The organism is Allocoprococcus comes (assembly GCF_013300725.1).
Taxonomy (GTDB): domain Bacteria; phylum Bacillota; class Clostridia; order Lachnospirales; family Lachnospiraceae; genus Allocoprococcus; species Allocoprococcus comes_A.
On sequence record NZ_JAAIMM010000005.1, the window covers coordinates 100,386 to 114,393 of the forward strand.

General features: G+C 40.7%; 16 protein-coding genes and 1 other annotated feature. Of the genes, 8 read left to right on the forward strand and 8 right to left on the reverse strand.

The window, feature by feature from the left end; translation table 11 throughout:
• The first annotated feature begins 2 nt into the window (after nucleotides 1–2).
• Nucleotides 3–1,286 (forward strand): adenylosuccinate synthase, encoded by a 1,284-nt coding sequence (locus G4407_RS04145; protein WP_173687860.1) that lies wholly within the window; start codon nucleotides 3–5, stop codon nucleotides 1,284–1,286.
• Nucleotides 1,287–1,369: 83 nt separating this feature from the next.
• Here the strand turns inward: G4407_RS04145 and asnA are convergent, their stop codons facing one another.
• Nucleotides 1,370–2,380, reverse strand: coding sequence for an aspartate--ammonia ligase (asnA, locus tag G4407_RS04150; protein ID WP_173687861.1), 1,011 nt, complete (start codon nucleotides 2,378–2,380; stop codon nucleotides 1,370–1,372).
• 363 nt (nucleotides 2,381–2,743) lie between these two features.
• Between asnA and G4407_RS04155 the strand changes: the two genes are divergently transcribed.
• Complete coding sequence (locus G4407_RS04155) at nucleotides 2,744–2,902, forward strand: hypothetical protein (RefSeq protein WP_173687862.1); 159 nt, start codon at nucleotides 2,744–2,746, stop codon at nucleotides 2,900–2,902.
• 4 nt (nucleotides 2,903–2,906) lie between these two features.
• Here G4407_RS04155 and G4407_RS04160 read toward each other — a convergent pair whose 3' ends face one another.
• From G4407_RS04160 to G4407_RS04180, 5 genes are all read right to left on the reverse strand, one after another.
• Nucleotides 2,907–3,128, reverse strand: a complete 222-nt coding sequence (locus tag G4407_RS04160; RefSeq protein WP_055260855.1) for a hypothetical protein — start codon at nucleotides 3,126–3,128, stop codon at nucleotides 2,907–2,909.
• A 195-nt stretch (nucleotides 3,129–3,323) separates the two neighbouring features.
• Entirely contained in the window at nucleotides 3,324–4,529 is a 1,206-nt protein-coding gene (locus G4407_RS04165; RefSeq protein ID WP_009244191.1) for a tyrosine-type recombinase/integrase, read from the reverse strand.
• A 67-nt stretch (nucleotides 4,530–4,596) separates the two neighbouring features.
• Entirely contained in the window at nucleotides 4,597–4,830 is a 234-nt protein-coding gene (locus G4407_RS04170) for a helix-turn-helix domain-containing protein (RefSeq protein ID WP_021865324.1), read from the reverse strand.
• The gene (locus tag G4407_RS04175) at nucleotides 4,775–5,911 is read right to left on the reverse strand and encodes a replication initiation factor domain-containing protein (RefSeq protein ID WP_173687863.1); all 1,137 of its coding nucleotides are present in this window, start codon (nucleotides 5,909–5,911) and stop codon (nucleotides 4,775–4,777) included. Before G4407_RS04175 ends, G4407_RS04170 begins: the two co-directional genes overlap by 56 nt.
• 114 nt (nucleotides 5,912–6,025) lie before the next feature.
• Nucleotides 6,026–6,358 (reverse strand): hypothetical protein, encoded by a 333-nt coding sequence (locus G4407_RS04180; RefSeq protein ID WP_173687864.1) that lies wholly within the window; start codon nucleotides 6,356–6,358, stop codon nucleotides 6,026–6,028.
• A gap of 283 nt (nucleotides 6,359–6,641) precedes the next feature.
• Between G4407_RS04180 and G4407_RS04185 the strand changes: the two genes are divergently transcribed.
• Nucleotides 6,642–7,481: a helix-turn-helix domain-containing protein gene (locus G4407_RS04185; RefSeq protein WP_005333717.1), complete on the forward strand. Its 840-nt coding sequence runs from the start codon at nucleotides 6,642–6,644 to the stop codon at nucleotides 7,479–7,481.
• Between the two features lie 170 nt (nucleotides 7,482–7,651).
• On the opposite strand, the gene G4407_RS04190 is transcribed toward G4407_RS04185, so the two are convergent.
• Nucleotides 7,652–8,020, reverse strand: a complete 369-nt coding sequence (locus G4407_RS04190; protein WP_004844112.1) for a hypothetical protein — start codon at nucleotides 8,018–8,020, stop codon at nucleotides 7,652–7,654.
• The gene (locus G4407_RS04195) at nucleotides 8,013–9,146 is read right to left on the reverse strand and encodes a hypothetical protein (RefSeq protein ID WP_004844113.1); all 1,134 of its coding nucleotides are present in this window, start codon (nucleotides 9,144–9,146) and stop codon (nucleotides 8,013–8,015) included. The genes G4407_RS04190 and G4407_RS04195 overlap by 8 nt, the downstream gene beginning before the upstream one ends.
• A gap of 383 nt (nucleotides 9,147–9,529) precedes the next feature.
• Here G4407_RS04195 and G4407_RS04200 point away from each other — a divergent pair, with 383 nt between their 5' ends.
• From G4407_RS04200 to G4407_RS04220, 5 genes are all read left to right on the forward strand, one after another.
• Complete coding sequence (locus tag G4407_RS04200; RefSeq protein ID WP_022220547.1) at nucleotides 9,530–10,039, forward strand: SEC-C metal-binding domain-containing protein; 510 nt, start codon at nucleotides 9,530–9,532, stop codon at nucleotides 10,037–10,039.
• A 70-nt stretch (nucleotides 10,040–10,109) separates the two neighbouring features.
• Nucleotides 10,110–10,319: a binding site (T-box leader), on the forward strand.
• A gap of 50 nt (nucleotides 10,320–10,369) precedes the next feature.
• Nucleotides 10,370–11,233, forward strand: coding sequence for an aldo/keto reductase (locus G4407_RS04205; protein WP_173687865.1), 864 nt, complete (start codon nucleotides 10,370–10,372; stop codon nucleotides 11,231–11,233).
• A 37-nt stretch (nucleotides 11,234–11,270) separates the two neighbouring features.
• Nucleotides 11,271–13,202, forward strand: coding sequence for a threonine--tRNA ligase (gene thrS / locus G4407_RS04210; protein ID WP_173687866.1), 1,932 nt, complete (start codon nucleotides 11,271–11,273; stop codon nucleotides 13,200–13,202).
• A gap of 76 nt (nucleotides 13,203–13,278) precedes the next feature.
• The gene (locus tag G4407_RS04215) at nucleotides 13,279–13,599 is read left to right on the forward strand and encodes a DUF1540 domain-containing protein (protein ID WP_173687867.1); all 321 of its coding nucleotides are present in this window, start codon (nucleotides 13,279–13,281) and stop codon (nucleotides 13,597–13,599) included.
• 252 nt (nucleotides 13,600–13,851) lie between these two features.
• A complete protein-coding gene (locus G4407_RS04220; protein ID WP_173687868.1) occupies nucleotides 13,852–13,998 on the forward strand; it encodes a hypothetical protein in 147 nt (48 codons plus the stop codon).
• Nucleotides 13,999–14,008: the final 10 nt, after the last annotated feature.

Below are 14,008 nucleotides of genomic sequence, written 5' to 3' on the forward strand. Positions count from 1 at the left end.
TTATGGTTAAAGCAGTAGTAGGTGCGAACTGGGGAGACGAAGGAAAAGGTAAGATCACAGATATGCTTGCCGAAAAAGCAGATATTATCATTCGTTTCCAGGGTGGAGCAAATGCCGGACATACAATTATCAATGATTACGGCAAATTCGCTCTTCATACATTACCGTCAGGAGTTTTCTACGGACATACAACCAGTATCATCGGCAATGGTGTCGCTGTAGATATCCCGGTTCTTTTCAAGGAAATCCAGTCAATCATTGACAGAGATGTTCCGATGCCGAAGATTCTGGTGTCAGACCGTGCACAGATGGTGATGTCTTATCACAAGAATTTTGATGCATATGAGGAAGAGAGACTGGGCGGCAAGTCGTTCGGATCTACAAAGTCTGGTATTGCACCGTTCTATTCAGATAAGTATGCAAAGATTGGTTTCCAGATCAGTGAGCTTTTCGAGGATGAAGCAGAGCTGAGAGATAAGGTAAACCGTATAGCAGAACAGAAGAATGTCATGCTGGAACATCTGTATCACAAACCGTTAATCAATCCTGATGATTTATATAATGAACTGATGGAATACAAAGAAATGGTAGCACCGTATGTATGTAACGTTTCTCTGTATCTTAACGAAGCACTTAAAGAAGGTAAAGAAATTCTTCTTGAAGGACAGCTTGGAACATTAAAAGATCCGGATCATGGAATTTACCCAATGGTAACTTCTTCTTCTACACTGGCAGCTTACGGTGCGATCGGTGCCGGAATCCCGCCGTATGAGATCAAACAGATCGTTACAGTATGTAAAGCATACTCAAGTGCAGTAGGAGCAGGTGCCTTCGTAAGTGAGATCTTTGGCGAAGAAGCAGATGAACTCAGAAGACGCGGTGGAGACGGCGGAGAATTCGGCGCAACAACCGGTCGGCCGAGACGTATGGGATGGTTTGACTGTGTAGCATCCAAATATGGATGCCGTATGCAGGGAACTACAGATGTAGCATTTACTGTTGTTGACGTACTTGGATACCTGGATGAAATTCCGGTATGTGTAGGATACGAGATTGACGGAGAAGTTACAACAGAATTCCCGACAACACATCTTCTTGAGAAAGCAAAACCAGTACTCAAGACACTTCCGGGATGGAAATGCGACATCAGAGGAATCAAGAAATACGAAGATCTTCCGGAGAACTGCAGAAACTACATCGAATTTATCGAGAAAGAGATCGGATATCCGATCACAATGGTTTCTAATGGACCGGGAAGACATGATATCATCTTCAGAAATAAATAGGAATTAAAAATGAGGCAGGACTTTTTTAGTCCTGCCTCATTTTCATGGCGAATTATCAAATTGTGATAACGGTTGGTTATATATTACAGTAAGTATACTCCGCGGGATGCAGCTTCTTCGAGGATGTCGTCAGGCCAGATGGAGGACTGGACTTCTCCGATGTGGGCTTTGCGGAGATAGAACATGCAGATTCGGGACTGACCGATTCCACCTCCGACTGTGTACGGAAGTTCTCCTTTTAATAATGCCTTCTGGAAATCCATCTCGGCGCGTTCTTCACAGCCGGCTTCTTTTAACTGACGGCGGAGAGCATCTTCATCTACACGGATACCCATCGAAGAAAGCTCCAGTGCGATATCGAGAACCGGATAGTAGACGATGATGTCACCGTTCAGTTCCCAGTCATCATAGTCCGGTGCACGGCCGTCGTGACGCTGTCCGGATGCAAGAGTCTTACCAATCTGTTTGATGAATACAGCACCTTTTGCTTTGGCAAAATGGTATTCACGTTCTTTTGGTGTCTTATCCGGATACATGGTTTCCAGTTCCTGGGATGTGATGAAGCTGATCTCATCCGGAAGGAATTCTTCGATATAATTATAGCGGCGTGCCATGTATGCTTCGGTTTCTTTGAGCGCACTGTATACTTTTCCTACTGTGTATTCCAAGGTCTCCATGTTGCGTTCTTCTTTGGAAATTACTTTTTCCCAGTCCCACTGGTCAACATAGATAGAATGGATATTGTCGGTATCTTCATCGCGACGGATGGCGCTCATATCGGTATAAAGTCCTTCTCCTGAATGAAAGCCGTAGCGCTTTAAGGCGTAACGTTTCCATTTTGCAAGAGAGTGGACGATCTCAACTTCGCGGTCTTCCTGTTCTTTGATGCCAAATGCAACCGGGCGTTCTACTCCGTTCAGGTTATCGTTCAGTCCGGATTCCGGGCGGACGAAAAGAGGAGCGGATACACGCGTCAGATGCAGAGATTTGGCAAGTGCGCGTTCAAAGTGGTCTTTTACTTCTTTGATTGCCACTTCTGTCTCGCGGATCGTAAGTGGAGAATGGTAATTCTCCGGTATCTGCAAATTGTTCATGATGTTCTTCCTTTCTTACTACTCACTATGTCTAGTTTAGTGAATTGACGTGGTGTTGTCAATCATATTTCCTTAAGAAACGACTTATTTTCTTAAGAAACAACTTATGATTTTTTTAGAGAATCTCCATAGTAAGGTCACAGAATATGGCTATACTCTTAAAATGATGTTGGGTCAAGAGGTCAAAAATCCTCTTGCAAGCAAGCTTGCATCGGCTTTCTGACCTTTTGATCCTGGTATCATCATAAAAAAGTCATAAATCAGAAAATAAGAACATATATTAAAGATGTCGGGGAAATGCCGGATGAGGCTTATACCAGAAGGCAGACAGACGAAAAAACTGTAGACAGGAGGTAACAAGATATGCAGAAAGAGAAGAATATCAGCACACAGGAAGTCATTTCCATGGAAGAATATCTAAATAAGAGACAGAAGATCAGAGAACAGGAGAAAAAACGATTCGGTGGCAGATTCAGCGAAGAAAAAAGCCCTGCCTGGATGATGGCAGAGCTTTATGTATGAGATGTTAATATTCACTGTGAAAGTCGTCATCATTCCTGTGGATCAGACGATAAACCAGGATGTAGGCGTAACTCATAACCGGCACAAGAATCGTGCAGGCAACAGATGCTTTCAGAAGTCCTAATGATCTGGATTTGTCGATAAATGCAAATACCAGGGTGCTGACGTACATCAGGAACAGAAGAATTGCACAGATAAGAGCCGCAAAACGCTTGATTTTTTTCATAACAACCACCTTCGTACTGTACTTTATCTCATTCCTTTAGATAACTATAAAACAACGAAGCCCGTTAGCCCTTGTGGTTAGCGGGTTTTCGCTGTTCTGTACTTGTTGCAAAATCCGCTTCGGTCAAATCTCGGTCAAATAATTTTCTAAAGAAATGTTGCACCTTTTCTATTCTCTTTCTTATTCTTGTTCTGATTATATGATTTCCTTATACAAATTCTGTAATTTATCCATTTCCGATTTTGCTTTATCATCTGTGACGTGCGTATACAAATCCAGTGTGATTGCTATGGAATAATGTCCGAGGAATCCTTGTACTACCTTTGCGTCAATCCCGGCTTCAAAACAACGCGTTGCAAAAGTATGACGAAGTGCATGTGGATAAAAATGCGGAATCGGTATAAACACTGTCTTGTTTTTCTCTGCCTGCTTTTTTCGTTCCTTATTGATAGATTTTTCTATCCAGTCTAACGTCACTTGAAAGGTGTGTTCTGTAATCGGTTTTCCGTTCTTTCCAACAAACACAAGATTTTCAAATCCCTCTAATGGTTGCCATTCACTAGCTGACAACTGCATTTCTTTCAACTGAATCCACTGACGTTTTAAAGCCTTATACACACTGTCCTGCATGGGAATCGTCCGTATACTGTTCTTTGTCTTTGGTGTCTGGTACTTGAATACATACTTCTTTGTTTCCTTATCTTTGATATACACCAACGTTTTATTTACAGAAATTTCCCGTTTCCGAAAATCTACATCATCCCATGTAAGCCCAAGCAGTTCTCCGCCACGCATTCCCGTTCCGAGTGCTACCTGTATGAGATTCTCGTGTATTCTCTCCTTTGCGTGTTCCAATACTTCCCGTTGTTCTTTCACAGTCAGTACCCGTATCTGTTTTGTCTTTGTTTTGGGAACTTCCACTCCTGCACATGGGTTGAATGTAAGAATCCTGTTATGCACTGCATATTTGAACATAGCATTGAGAATATTATACACATCCCGTATAGTCTTTGTGCTGTAATCATCATCTGCCATATTCTGAAGCAGACGTTCCAAAATAATCGGATTAAAATCTGCCACACGTTGTTTTCCTATCTGCTTCTTTATGTAACGTCTGTAAAAATCATCATAACGTACTTGTGTACTCTCCTTGATAGTCCGCTTCTTATGGGTATTCAGCCAGATATCAAACCATGTATCCAGAGTGATATTATCGCCCTTTCCTTTCAACCCATGCTTGACTTCATAGCGTAAATCTTCCATTTCTTGAACTAACTTTTTTAAGTCCGCATTATCTTTTGTATACGTTTCTCCTTTGTAATAAAACCGCCCTCTGTAAATTCCGCTTTTTCTCTGCATAATTCCCGGCGGTAATGGATTTCCTTTTAAGTCCTTGCCCAATCTGCACGCTCCTTTCCGTGCAAGGACTATCAGAACTGGTCTGACAGTATTATATGCTTATTTGTGTTTATACTGCAATTACTTCATATTTATTTTTCAGATTATGCCCTTCGTTTTTCTTCAAAAACTGGTCTAAAACCTCAGAGCGTATAAGAATCTTATTTCCAATCCTTATGACCGGAATCTTCTGCCATGTAATCAGCTTTCGCAGATTATTTCTTCCAATTCCCGTATACTCTGACGCTTCATTCACTGTAAGGGCTTTCTTTGTCTGTATCGTGTTCTGTGTATGTTCTGTCAAAGATTCTCCTTTCTTCTTCCCTCAAAAGGAAAGATTTTTTATAGTCCTCATATATGCGTTGTTGTTCTTCGTTCATCTGCCCCCGTTCTATTAGCTGGCGGATATAATCTCTGTTATCCAGTTTTCCGATTTTATCCATTAGCTTTAAAGAGGGCGAAACTGCTACGTTCAGCCACTGCCATGTTCGTTCCAGTGTCTTTTTCTCTGGATTCATGGTCAACTTTATCTTCCCTACATCCTGCATGAATTCTTCCCACGGGGGATAAGTAGGATAAAGCCGTTTTCTTGTAACCGTGCTGTTTTCCGGCTTCTGTAAAAACCGCACTTTCTCGTTTAATACAGACAACGCAATCCGTGCCACATCCCTGTCTTTCAGAAGTTCTTCTACTAATCTGACCGCTTTTTTGTGCCGGAATCGAAGTTCATATCTGTTCCAGTCCGGGTTGAGTTCTTTTCCGAACTTTTCTGCCTGTTCATATCCCTTTTCATAGAATGTAATCCGAAAATCACTGTGTTTACTGCCGAGATATAGTGTTTTTCCCTGCGCTTCTATTTCATCCTCTTTCAGTCTATCAGAACGATTCTCTGCTGTATCACGCAACTGACTAGATATCAGCCCCTCGTTTTTCAGACGAATCAATTCCGGGATAGACAGATAAGGCTTTGTATCGTCGATTGCCAAGTCTATCCTCGGAAAATTCACCGGGTATCTGCAAACTCTTTCCAGAAAATCAAACCATGTTTCCTTATTCATCATAAGGAAATTTTCATAATTCCTGCACCCCGAACCACTCATAAGAATCTGAAATCCCTCATACTGTGCATTTCCTGTCGGTTTCAGAATCTTGATATTGTCAAATCTTGCTATCAGTTCGTGTCCAGCAATTCCTTTTTCCTTACCATGCAGTTCCATAAAACTCAGTGGAATCCGCAAGATATCTTCTATGATTATGAACACGTCTACACCTTTGACAGTAATCTGACACCAGTCAATCAGTGCTGTCAAATCTTCTTTCTGACGAGTTACCCCCCTGTTAGTATAGGGGGGTTCTGAAATTTTCATTACCTCTGTTATCATCATCCCTGCCTTTCGTAGTATGCCGTGGCTTTCGCCACGTTCCCGGAACTTCCTCTACTCCCTTTGCTCCTTTCACGCTGTACGGAGCAGTCCGCAGAGAATTTCCGGGAACAGTCTCTACACGTTTCCTTTTCCGGTAACAACACGGATACCCTTGCAGGAGATTCTGTCCACCAATACCGGGAAGTTTCCTCTCTGCACATAAGGGGCATATACCGCTTCTTCTAGTTCTACCACTGTGTAAGGCTCTACCTTTGGAAGTTCTGTTGCTTCCAGACGGATATCTACGCTGTTTCCAAGTTTCATGCTTCCGAGGTGAAGTTTCAATGCTTCCACTTCCTCGGTTTTCTTCCGGGTTTCCTTATCATACTTGTAGCAGTAGTCTGCTCCCATGTAACGGAGTTCCCCGAACGCTTCTCTGACCTGTTCTTTTTTCAATGTAATCTGCATGCTACATTTCTCCTTTTTTGAAATCATGGTGAATGAGTGTCTGGTAAGTGTGACAAGTCCTTTTCATATCCACGTCTATATTTATTTCATTACTTTTCTCCTTACCTCTTAACCTCATCATAGACCTGTTTTTTCTTCTTGTCAACAATTATTTTACTTTTTCCCTTACTTTTTATTTTTGTATTTCAAACGCTTAACTATATCTTTTTATAACTTATTATAATTTTACCCTTACATTTATCCTTATCTTGTGTTATGATGAAAACAGAAACGAGGTGTGCATATGTTTGTGAATAAAGAAGCAGTAGGAAAACGAATTTTACAGATACGCAAGAAATACGGTTACAGTATGCAGAAGTTTGGGGAAATCATAGATAATGCCCCGAAAGGCTCTGTAAACAGTTGGGAAAAGGGTGTGAATCTTCCCAATGAGAAACGCTTGAAGCAGATTGCCACGTTGGGCAATATGACGCTGAATGAACTTCTGTATGGTTCATTTAAAGAATATGTAGATATGCTTATCACAGAAAAACTGGGGATTGAACTGCCGGAAGAATTTACCAGAACTTTCTATTCTCTTTTAGAGCAGAACGGATTTACCTACGGGGATGATATCGAGATTGTCCGGCTTGTAAACGGCTTTCTGACTTATCATAACCTTACAACAAAAGAAACCGCCATTTTCTATCAGCCAACTGCATACTCCGGCGATTATTTTGACGGTATCATACAAAAAGCGGATTCTTCCGTTCTGGTCTGCCGGGCATATGCAGATAAGGCAAACAACACCTTACATATCATTCCGGCTTTTGAGAATGGACAGACTGAGGAAGTAGCAGACTTCTTTCATGCACTGAAAAGCATAACCGCTCCACACAACAACAATTATTTCACTTCCGGCTTTCTGACACTCGGACTGGCATTGAGAGATTCCAAAGTAATTATCTATGGAATTGATGAAAAACAGGGAACAACACAGGTAATCCCTTACGAATATGATTGCGAATCAGACGCTTATATCCAGAATGAACATCTGGCATATACCAGACAGGATAGCTTTTTCCGAGAAGCCACGAAAGAAGCGGTCTATCGGAAAATGCAATCCGACAGAAGTAACCCATAAGATAAACAAGAGGACTTGCAAGGTTTGTGACCTTTCAAGTCCTCTTATGTATCATGATGGTATTGGCTGTGTCCGTTCCGTAAAGGACTGCCCTACGGCGTCTCGGCTTCGCCTTGTTCCTTTACCTCACTAATAATAATGTTCTGATAGCAGAACTCTTACTTATACTTTTATCTTACTATTCTTTCAATTTTTACCGTTTCACCATCAATATTATACTTAAAAAAATAAAATTTAATAACATTTCCTTCTGATACTTGTTCTAGATCACCTTTACACTTAGTACAATCTAAACTAACTTTTGTCGTATCAAAAAATAGACTACTTTCTTCCTTCTCATTTAGTTCTATTAAAAGTGTATCAAAAGTTTTCTCTACAACAACCCCACTCAAATGAAACCAATGAGAATTATCATCTCCACTAGAACGCAACTCCATATTTTGACGATTCTCCTTAAAAACATTTCCTTTTACGCCAAGCACAATTAATACTATTGCAAGCAAAAGTATGATTAACAAAATCAATCGTTTCTTATCCATTAAATGTAGTCCCCGATATGTCTGTCCAACTATCAAAATCAAAATTCAAATAACGTACTGTATCCCCCCATCCATCAAATACCATCAATGTATGTACTGTATTTCCAGAATTATATGCTCGCAAAGTTGCATATCCCTCTGCTGCCATTGAATGCCCCGCACGTTCTCCAGTATCACTGCTAATTATACCACAATGGACAACTGCTATATCTCCTCTATCAATGCAATTAGTGAAAAAATTATAATTGGGACTATAGTCAGTATTTTGTGTTACAGAAACATTCTTTCCAGCACAAAAGTCCACAAATCCAGGTCCAATATTGCCAATAGTTGTTGAACCATATGTTATTCCTCCACTCTCCGATGAAACTGTCGTTCCTGTTGAATCCCAAATATCCATATAATCACCTGCAATATCTGTATAATCAACAGCATTATAATATGCACCACATGCTAATAATGCACTAACTGCACATGCATAATGTCCTGTTACACTTTCTATATACGGCTCATTAAAGGAAATAAATTCTTGAAGATGATTTGTTGAAACAAGCGTGTAGTTTTCATAAACTTCATCAATATCTAGCAAAACCTCATCCCAAGTAGCTGGGTCTTTTCCCCTACTCTCATTCAAGGACAGTACTGTTTTTTCTAATGTTTCACCATAATTCGTTCTAATCTTTCCCAAATTATCAACAATACCATATTCAAACGGAGCTATTTTATATATTTCAGAGGTATTTGCTTTTTCACTAAATACATTTGCTTCACTTTGATAAATCACCTCATATGGATTTGCTGAATTATTACCAAATGAGTATTCTGATATCAAAGATTCACACGTAGTATCAAAAACTACATATCCATATGGTTTGTTTTCTAAATTGTAATTTACAATATATCCAATAGCTTGACCTGTTGTATCATAAAATTTTCTCGGATTATTAGCAACAATATTGCTATTTTCTCCTATTCCCTTTGCAAAACGTTCTGCCATCTGTATCGCCAAATCATCCGTAACATTTACAACAGAAGTATTCTCCGATGCATGGACAGGAACTATTGACATAATAGTCAATATAAAGATTGTCAAAAGTGAAGCAAATCGTTTAAAAATTTTTCTCATAAATATCCTTCCTCCTTAGATTATATATTTACTTTAATATTATATCTTATTCCCTATTTTGTCTATATTTTTTTATGTTTATTTCAAATATTTCATTCTATTTTATTTTTATCAAACTATTTTCAAACAAATCCAAACAAAGAATCTCGGGGCAAATTTCGGTCAAATCAGGATAAATAAATATAACACTTTATATGTAAGTCAATTTTAAAAAAGCCTGTAATTCCGGGCTTTACAACACTTTGTAACACAATATAAACCAGTTCGATAATCCCTCTATTATATAGATAAAAAACAATTTCTACAAGAAAATGTTTTGCAAACAGTCGAAAAATGCTGTATGATATATGGAGTGATAAAGAACAAAAAGGAGAATTTACAGTATGAGTACATTATTAGAACAGTGGAGAGATACCGCTTACTCGAAAGAGATGGATAAAGCTTCTCTGCAGAAGTTCTGGGGAACCTATTTCCAGACTGAAAAAGAGATCTATGAAAAGCTGCTTGAGAATCCGGACGAAGAAGTAAAAGGAACTGTAAAGGAACTTGCTGAAAAATATGGCATTAATGTATTTACAATGACAGGATTCCTTGATGGAATCAATGACAGCCTGAAAGTGGCTAATCCAATTGAGACAATGGATGAGGACACTGAGGTAAGTCTTGCTTTTGATAAAGAACTGCTTTACAAGAACATGGTAGATGCAAAAGCTGACTGGCTGTATGAACTGCCACAGTGGGATAAGATCTTTACAGAAGAAAAGAAAAAAGTCCTTTACAAAGAACAGAAAAACGCACGTACAATCCACGTAGAAAAGAAAGTTTATCCAAACGATCCATGTCCGTGCGGAAGCGGTAAAAAATATAAAAAATGCTGTGGTAAGAACAAATAAGTTCTGATAGAAATTTTCAATACATTTTTTTGAACGTGTTGACAAATGAAAATCCCATGGTATAATGTTAGCAAATGCGATGAAGAGAAGAGTAGAGCGCAGAAAAATCCCAGAGAGAGAGGTCTTAGGCTGAGAGCCTCTTATTACAGAAGCGTTTGAAGACCACCTCCGAGCGGCTGTAAAACAGTCCGGCTGGATACCGTTATCATCCACAAAGAGGTCCTGGAAATCAGGACAAGCGGGGTGGAACCGCGGGTACACAAAGTAACTCGTCCTCTGCAGCAGATATTTCTGTTGCAGAGGTTTTTTATTTACAGAAAGGATGATCTAATGGAAAGTATTTACGATTGTTTCAAGCTGAACAATGATATGAAAATCCCATGCGTTGGTTTTGGAACCTACAAAGCAGCAGAAGGGAATAACGTGGAGATTTTAAAGACTGCCATAGAAGCAGGATATCGCTATTTTGATACCGCATCCTTTTATCAGACCGAAGAATTTGTAGGACAGGCGATCCGTGAAAGCAATCTTCCAAGAGAGGATTTCTTCCTTGTATCCAAGATGTGGAAAGATGAAATGGGATATCAGCAGACAAAGGATGCATTAGAAAAGAGTCTGAAAAGACTTGGTACCGATTATCTGGACATCTATCTGATCCACTGGCCAAGACCGTCGGCTGACTGTGAGAACTGGAAAGAACTGGATCTTGAGACCTGGAGGGCGATGGAAGAGCTTCAGAAAGAAGGGAAGATCCGGGGACTTGGACTCAGCAACTTCCTTCCGCACCATATTAAGAACATTCTGGAGAATGGAACGGTAAAACCAGTTGTCAACCAATTGGAACTGCATCCGGGTTATATGCAGCAGGCTGCTGTGCAGTATTGTAAAGAGCATGGTATCCAGATGCAGGCATGGAGCCCGATCGGAAGACGGCGGATTCTGGAAGATAAGCTGATTTTGGAGCTTGCAGGAAAATATCAGGTTTCACCGGCACAGCTGTGTCTGAGATTTTTACTTCAGAATGATATCATTCCGCTTCCGAAGTCATCTTCGATGGAACGGATGAAACAGAACATGGATCTGTTCCATTTTGAGATCAGCGAAGAGGATGTATCCAGACTGGCAACTATGCCACAGGCAGGATGGTCAGGAGAACATCCGGATCCGGAGCTTGCACAGAAAAATGTTGTATAATCAGAACTTATAAAATAAAGAGAGGAACAAAAAGACTATGAAAATCACATTAAAAGATGGATCAAGCAAAGAATATGCACAGAGCATGTCTGTAATTGATATTGCAAAAGATATCAGTGAAGGACTTGCAAGGGTTGCAACAGCAGGAGAAGTTGACGGAGAAGTTGTTGATTTAAGAACTGTGATCGACAAAGACTGCGAGCTGAACATTCTTACATTCAATGATGAAAAAGGAAAAGGCGCATTCCGTCATACAACATCCCACATTATGGCACAGGCGATCAAGAGACTGTACCCGGATACAAAGCTTGCAATCGGACCTTCTATTGAGGATGGATTCTATTACGATATCGACCGTGAGACTCCGCTTGTAGCAGAAGATCTGGAAAAGATCGAAGCTGAGATGAAGAAGATCGTCAAGGAAGATCTTCCGATCAAGCAGTATACAATGCCAAGATCTGAGGCAATTGCATATTTCAAAGAAAAAGATGAACCATATAAAGTAGAACTGATCGAAGACCTTCCGGAAGATTCTGTTATCAGTTTTTACTCACAGGGAGAATTTACAGATCTTTGTGCAGGACCTCACCTGATGAGCACAAAACCGGTAAAAGCATTCAAACTTACAAGCCTTGCAGGAGCTTACTGGCGTGGAAGTGAAAAAAATAAGATGCTTCAGAGAGTTTATGGTACTTCTTATCCAAAGAAAGCAGAGCTTGAAGAATATCTGCACATGATGGAAGAAGCAAAGAAGCGTGACCATAGAAAACTTGGAAAAGAACTTGGACTTTTCATGATGAGAGAAGAAGGACCAGGATTCCCATTCTTCCTTCCAAAAGGAATGGAACTGAAGAACCAGCTGCTTGATTACTGGAGAGAGATCCACAAAAAAGCCGGATATGTTGAAATTTCGACACCAATCATGTTAAGCCGCCATCTCTGGGAAACATCAGGACACTGGGATCACTACAAAGACAACATGTATACAACGGTGATCGATGATGAAGATTTCGCTATCAAACCGATGAACTGTCCGGGAGGAATTCTTGTATATGAATCTGAACCACGTTCATACCGTGACCTTCCGCTTCGTATGGGAGAACTCGGACTGGTCCACCGTCATGAAAAATCAGGACAGCTTCATGGACTGATGCGTGTAAGATGCTTTACACAGGATGATGCACATATCTTCATGACACCGGAGCAGGTACGTGATGAGATCAAAGGCGTTGTAAAACTGATCAATGAAGTTTACAGCCTGTTTGGATTTAAATACCATGTAGAACTTTCTACAAGACCGGAAGACAGTATGGGAAGCGATGAAGACTGGGATATGGCTACAGAAGCCCTTCGCGGTGCATTGGACGATCTGGGACTTCCATATGTAGTAAATGAAGGAGATGGAGCGTTCTACGGACCGAAGATCGACTTCCATCTGGAAGACTCTATCGGAAGAACATGGCAGTGTGGAACCATCCAGCTTGATTTCCAGCTTCCGCTTAGATTTAACCTTGAATATACAGGAGCAGATGGTGAGAAGCATCGTCCGATCATGATCCACCGTGTAATCTTCGGATCGATCGAAAGATTTATCGGTATCCTGATCGAGCATTTTGCAGGAGCATTCCCGACATGGCTTGCACCGGTACAGGTTAAGGTACTTCCGATTTCAGACAAATATATGGATTACGCACAGAAGGTTTTGGATGAACTGAACAATTCAGGTGTTCGTGCAGAGATTGATACACGTGCAGAGAAGATCGGATACAAGATCCGTGAAGCGCAGATGAAGAAGATCCCGTACATGCTGGTTGTCGGAGCAAAAGAAGAAGAGGACGGACTGGTATCTGTAAGAAGCCGTTTTGAAGGGGATGAAGGACAGAAGACACTGTCTGACTTCCTTGCAGCAATCAAGATGGAGATCCAGGCCAAGACAGCAAGAGAAGTAAAAAAAGAAGACGACAAATAGAGTTTCAAATAAAATCTGAATAAGAAATAAAATTTTCGGGCATAATGATACTGATTTTCAAAAAGGAGGTAACATTATGCCTGAATTAAAATGTACAGTACAGACATGTATGCACAACAAAGATTTTTATTGTGATCTGAACGCAATTACGGTGGGAGGAAAATCTGCACGGAAAGCTGCAGAGACATGCTGTGACAGCTTTGAAGAAAGAAAAGGCGGAACTTACAGCAATGTGACCGGTGAGGCGAGTCCGACAAGCAAGATCGACTGCAAGGCCACGGAGTGCCAGTATAATAAGAAATGCCAGTGCCATGCAGGAAAGATCAGTGTGGAGGGCAGCCAGGCATGCAGCTGTGATGAGACAGAATGTGCAACTTTCAGTTGTGGATGTGCGTAGATGAGATTGATGGGTGTGGGAGAGTTTCTCCTGCACCTGTTTTTGTTTTTGAGGAAGGGACGAAGAAAATGGAAAACAAATCGATGGGGCTTCATTGCACTAACCACTCCAAGGAGCCTCTGAAAGCGAGAATTGTGTCAGCAATGGCTTCCACAATTCTCTGAGTCTCCTTTACGTAGTGCAAAAAGTAAGCCCCATCGATTTGTTTTCCATTTTCTTCTGGCTTTTCAAGACAAAAGAGAGTTGAATGATTTGGGAGGAGAATGGTTTCCACAGCCATCTTCGGGCTGTGGAGATGCAAGTGGGAGTGTGATTCAGAAAAGATGGAGTAAGATTGAGAGAAAAGGTGTGAAAAGGATGGTTGGGGAGGTTGACGGGGGTGTCAGAAAGAAGGTATAATAAAAAATAG